The sequence below is a fragment of the Roseateles sp. P5_E11 genome, from assembly GCF_054049355.1.
Genome location: NZ_JBFUMO010000403.1, coordinates 1 through 5,418, shown reverse-complemented (window position 1 = coordinate 5,418; position 5,418 = coordinate 1). Strand labels below are relative to the sequence as shown.

At 68.2% G+C, this 5,418-nt stretch carries 6 protein-coding genes; all 6 read right to left on the bottom strand.

What is annotated here, in order from left to right; all coding sequences use genetic code 11:
* The coding region (locus tag ACXJKR_RS23080) for a type IV secretory system conjugative DNA transfer family protein (protein ID WP_457324793.1) at positions 1-763 on the bottom strand (763 nt) is incomplete at its 3' end.
* Entirely contained in the window at positions 760-1,842 is a 1,083-nt protein-coding gene (gene virB11 / locus ACXJKR_RS23075; protein WP_457324792.1) for a P-type DNA transfer ATPase VirB11, read from the bottom strand. The genes virB11 and ACXJKR_RS23080, both read right to left, overlap by 4 nt.
* Before the next feature lie 4 nt (positions 1,843-1,846).
* Complete coding sequence (virB10, locus tag ACXJKR_RS23070; RefSeq protein WP_457324791.1) at positions 1,847-3,247, bottom strand: type IV secretion system protein VirB10; 1,401 nt, start codon at positions 3,245-3,247, stop codon at positions 1,847-1,849.
* Entirely contained in the window at positions 3,244-4,164 is a 921-nt protein-coding gene (locus ACXJKR_RS23065) for a TrbG/VirB9 family P-type conjugative transfer protein (RefSeq protein ID WP_457324790.1), read from the bottom strand. Before ACXJKR_RS23065 ends, virB10 begins: the two co-directional genes overlap by 4 nt.
* Positions 4,161-4,934: a virB8 family protein gene (locus tag ACXJKR_RS23060; protein WP_457324789.1), complete on the bottom strand. Its 774-nt coding sequence runs from the start codon at positions 4,932-4,934 to the stop codon at positions 4,161-4,163. The genes ACXJKR_RS23065 and ACXJKR_RS23060 overlap by 4 nt, the downstream gene beginning before the upstream one ends.
* A 44-nt stretch (positions 4,935-4,978) precedes the next feature.
* Positions 4,979-5,418 (bottom strand): type IV secretion system protein (locus ACXJKR_RS23055; RefSeq protein WP_457324788.1); only part of this gene is annotated, 440 nt, incomplete at its 5' end.

Below are 5,418 nucleotides of genomic sequence, written 5' to 3'. Positions count from 1 at the left end.
CCTGATCGTTGAAGAACGCTTCCGACGAGGTGCCGCCGCCGTCATTGGGAAAGAAGATCTGGCCGATGCTGAGCAGGTCGCCCACGCGGTGCAGCGCAGTCGCCCGTACAGCACTCAGCGAATTCCAGCGATGGCTTCGTCCTTCGTCGTCAAAGGGCGAGAAGGCGTAGACCGCCTGGCCGTGTGCGGCCCGGTAGCCCGCGGTCACCGCGTGGTTCTCGCCCTTGATGTCGAGGGCCACCACGGAGTCCGGCCAGTTCAGCAGGTTGGGAATGACCACGCCCACACCCTTGCCGCTGCGCGTCGGCGCCGACAGCATCACCGACAGCTGGCCGGGCAGGGAGAGGAATCTGCCGCGGTACTTGCCCACCAGGATGCCAGGCTGCTCGTTGTTGACGGGAAGCGCCGCGTTGACCTCGATCGGGTTCGCGAAGCGCGCGTCGCCGTGCAGCCGTCGCTGAGGCTGCGCTGCGATGGCAAGGGCGACAGGAAGGATCACCAGCAGGCCGCCGGCCGAGCCGCCCACGGAGGCCAGCAGCTTCTTGCGCAGTGGCGGGTCGTCTGCGTACAGACGCCAGTAGTGCAGGATGCTGCCGAAATGGGCCTGCGCAGGGTTGGCCTTGTTCAGCAGCAGGAACAGCACGCCGGCGGCGTAGATGGCGGCGCAGGCGAGCGCCGCATACCCGACCAGCCCGAACAGGACCGCCGCGACCTTGCGACCCAGGGGCCATGCTGCGAAGGTTTCGCCAGCTGGGTGGCTCATGGCAGGGCCTTCGCCGCGCCATGGCCGCTCGCCTGCCTGCGTGCCCGAGGCTGATAGTGGATCTCCGAGATGAACCGCCCGCGCTCGTCGCGGTCGAACTGGACGACCACGTCGACGACGATCCCCAGCAACCGCTTGATCTCGTCCAGCGTCAAGCCACCGCCGGCGCCGGACTCGCGGATCATGAGGGCCATCTGCTCGAAGGCCAGCGCGCAACTGCCGGCGTGGACGCTGGTCATGCCGGAATGGCCCGATGCCGCCAGGCGGACGAAGTGGAAGCACTCGTCGCCTCGGACCTCCGCGAGGAAGATCCGGTCTGGCTTCATGCGCAGGCTGGCCTCCAGCAGCGATTTCGCGGTGACGCGCGCGGTGCCCTGGCCGTCCTTGCTGTAGAACAGATGCACCACGTTCGGGTGGTTTGGCAGGGTCAGCTCCGCCGCGTCCTCGATGGTGATGTGGCGCTCATCCCTGGGCGCCTCTTCGACCAGCCCCTTCATGAACGTCGTCTTGCCTGATCCGGTCCGACCGCTGACGACCACGGTCTGGTGGCACTGGACGGCCAGGCGCAGGAACTCGGCGTATCGGCGCTCGTTCTTGAGCTGGACCAGCTGCGACTCGAATGGAAGGATGTCTCCGCCATCAAGAGATGGCGCCACGGCCCGCTCGAAGAGGCCCTCGCGCTCGAAGTCGTCCAGGCGCTTGATCAGCGTCGCCGGCTTGCGCAGCGTGATCGACACCGTCCCCCGTGTGACGGCCGGCGGGATCACGAACTGGACCCGCTCGCCGGTTGGTAAGGTCGCCGCCAGCAGCGGCCGCTCCTGGTTGATCTGCTGGTCGCCGTAGGTGGCAACGGCGGTGGCCAGTGACATGCAGCGCTCCAGCGTCATGTCCTGTGCGCCGCGGGCCTGCCAGCCGTCGGCGGTCTCGATGAACAGCTCGCCCGGCCTGTTGACGCAGACTTCCTGCACGCCCTGGGCGTCGAGTTGCTCGCGCAGGGGGCGCAGGAACTCGATCACGGAGGTCGCGTCGCCGCACCAGGCTTGCGCCCCGTCTGAAAGGTCCGCAGGCAGCGCGCTCATGGTGTCAGGGCTGGCGAAGAGCGGCGGGGGCCAGCTCGTAGACCGACGAGAAGTCGATGTCTCGGGCGACGTAGATCCCAACGATGCCGCCCTGGTTCTGGTAGATCAGCGGCGGAATGTTGATCGTGCTTTCCAACACCTTCTCGGCCAGCTTGCTGGTGTTGGAGGTGGTGGACGGCAAGACGATGGTGTCGCCCTGGCGCTCGTTGGCCTGGCCCTGGATGACGAGCTTCACCGAGTCGTCGATCAGCGACAGCAGCATGGCGGCCCCAATGCGCTCGGTCCAGCGGTTGTCGACGTACCCGTCGATACCGGACTCGCCGAGCTGGCCTGTTGCCGGAGACTCGATGTCCACGGTGACGCCAAGGGGCGTGCGCAGGCGTGTCCAGAGGACGGGGATGCGAACCATGCCTGCGCGTACCGCGGCGATCCTGTACTCCCCATCCAGATGCGAGCCGCGCTCGATGAGCAACACGCGGCCGTCGTCGCTGAACACGTTGCGCTGCACCTGGCAGCCCACCATGCCGGAGGCGGCGCTGATCACGCGCGTCTTCAGCGCACAGGTGAACGCGGTGCCCTTGGGTAGCGTGAGGCTGCGATTGCCCAGCAATGCTGCGGCGACCTTGGATGTCGCCGAGCTTTGGAGCTGGCCGCCAAACAGGCCGCCCGCCTGCTGGCCGTTGGTCGTCGCCGGGAAAGGCGGGGGAAGCGCTGGGAGCGCAGGTGCCGGTGACGCACCATTGCTGCCGCCCGTCGCCAGCTCTGCGGACCGCGTCAGGTTGTCGAGCAGGCCCTGGAGCTGTCGCTGGTAGGCCTGCAGGTTTCGTGAGGTGGCCGAGAGCGGATCCTGCCCTTCATCGCCTGCGGCGGACTCCTCTGGCGCCTGCGGCATCGAGCCAGGGCGTGGCGCGGCGGAAGGAGCCGACGTCGGCTGCGGGCGCGTGGAGACCAGCAAGACTGGCGCGTCGATGGGCGAGATGGCAGCGGCGGTGCCTGCCGGTGCATTGGGCGACCCGGCTCGGCGCACGCCGATCGGCTCGGCGGCCTCTTCGTCGGTGGGGGCCAGCGCCGGCACGCGTGGCGTGGCGACCGCAGAGGCGGCGGAGGCGCCCAGGGCAGGCATTTCGATCCTGCGCGGCTCAGCGGCGGCAGCCGTCGGCCTGTCCTTGATCAGCTTGCTGTCCGAGTCGGCTTTCCGGCCCGACATCGCGAAGCGGTGGATCGCCAGCGCCGATACGACGACAAGGCTCACGACCAGCACGCCGACGGCCAGCAGCCCCTTTCTGGACACGGTCGGCCTGGAAGGACCGGCCACGTCAGGGATGCCAGGCTCGCCCGGCAGCGGAGAGATCGCGTTGGGATCGTCGGCGTCGCTGCTCGTTGCGCCGGTGCTTGCCGTGCTCATGGCTGGACTCCGATAGTGCCCGCGACGATGCCGCTTGGGCTGCTCTTCAGCACACGCTGCACGCCTGGGACCGTGGTGCCCTGCTCGGGCGGCGCGCCGTCAAGGTCGAAGGCTTCGTTCCAGAGCCCCACCACGGCATTGCCGGCGCGCAGCATCAGGCGTCGGCTGACACGGTCCACGACGAGCAGGTCGTCTTCCATGCGAGCGTTGACAAGCGTCTCGCTGCCGTCGCCGAGCACGTGGAAGACCGCTGGCACTTCGCGGTTCCCAGGGAAGCGCAGATAGGTGAACCTTCCGTCGTCGAAGACAAGCGTCGGGACGATGTCCTGGGACTTCGGGCCCTCGGCTAGCGAGTACTGCGCATTCATCACCTGAGGCTTTGCCTGAAGCCGCTCGGCGACAACCTGCTCGGGCGGCACCGGCTGGGGCAGCGGCAGCACGGAAAGCGCCTGCAGCGGCTGCCGTGCTGGGCTGGCCAAGGCCGCTCGCCGCGGAGCCGTCGTCTTGACGACCAAGCGATACACGGGCTGCCTGGGATCGTTGTCCGGGAGGACGACGAGCCGGAAGCTATGGACGCGCCGGTCGGTGACCACGGCCAGGTTGTTGCCGGCGGATGCCGCCGTCTTCGGCTTGACGAAGATCGTGCGACCGCCAGGCTGTGCGGCCACGCACCAGGCGGCTTCCGGCTTGGTGCAGTCCGCGCCGATGCCCGACGCGACCTCCGCGATCGACTCGTCTGCGCCGAGGACGAGGAGGGTCACCGTGCCGCGCTTCACCGGTATGGTGACGACACCGACGGGGTCGTATGTCACCTCGCGCAGCCGTGGGTCCGTCGTGTCGGCCGCGGCAGCGGTGCCGTGGCTGAGGATGCCGGCCGCGACCACGGCCAGGGTCGATCCGATGCGGATGGGTCTCATGGCTTCACCTCCGGCTGGACGGTGTTGATCTCCGGGTCGGAGCGGTAGGCCGTCACCACGAACCCGAAAGGGTTTTCCAGGCGATCGCGCTCCTTGGCGAGCACCTTGGGCTGGTACTGGAAGACGACGCTGGCGACGTGGCGCGTACGGACCTCCGGTAGATTGCGGTCGGTCAGGCGCACGAACTTGTCGTAGGTGACCGTGGCATCGCCTCGGTTGCCGGACCTGCCGGCGGCCGACAGGCGCACGCCCACCACGCTGATCCGCCATTCCTCGGAGGCAGCCAACTTCTTTTGCAGGGCGTCCGGGCCCTCGAACTGCCGGTTGTAGTCAGCGAATACGGACGGGACAGCCATGCGCGCGACCTGGTCGAAGTCCCGTTGGACGAACATCCAGCTGTATCCCTCGCGGGCGCGAATGAAGGTCGCCAGGTTGTGCTTGTCCAGCGCTTCCAGCGGCGGGATGGTTTCCACATCGAGGCGCTGCTGCACGGTGGCCTCGCCGGTCATCCGGTCGACGACGATGGGGATCTCCACGATGCGGCGAAGCGGACCCTGCGCGAAGACGGCCGCGATGCCGATGATCGCTAGCGCCATGCCGGCCGCGGCAACCCACCAGGCGCGGCGCTCGGATCTCTCGAGCATCTCCGCCCGGTCGATCTCCCAGGCGCGATTCGCCTGGATGTCGGGGTCTTCCTCGGCTGCCACCGGCGGTCGAAGAGACCGACTGGGCAATGCGGCGGCTACGCCTGGCGTCAGGACGGCACTCATGGGGGCCTTTCGGGGGGCTGTGCGGCTGGGCGGCTGGGGGCCGGTCAGGGCAGGTAGGTGGACACCTTGCCGGTGCGGTTCAGCATTTCGTACTGCCGCTCCCGGTCGCGGGATCGCGCGATGCGGTCCTCGCTGTCCGCCATGCCCTGCACCATCTGCAGTTGGGACATCTCATGGCCGAGCAGCGCGCCTTCGGCACCGATCCGGGCCTGGACCTCCTGGATCGACTTCTGGTCCGTCGTCGCGTTGATCTGGCCCATCAGGGATTGGATCTGTGCGAGGCGGCCGGCCGCGGYCGTCATGGCGTCCTGGATCAGGCCCTTCTGTTGGTAGGGCTGGGCGAGCCGGGCCTGGCAGCTGGTGCGTGCACTGCCGGAGAGGTCCAGGCAGTTGTAGACCATGGCCTGGTCGCGCAGCGTCTTGGCGGTGGCGGTGAGGCCACCGTACCCGGAGATCCCGAGGGCGTTGAACTGCGTGAAGGCCT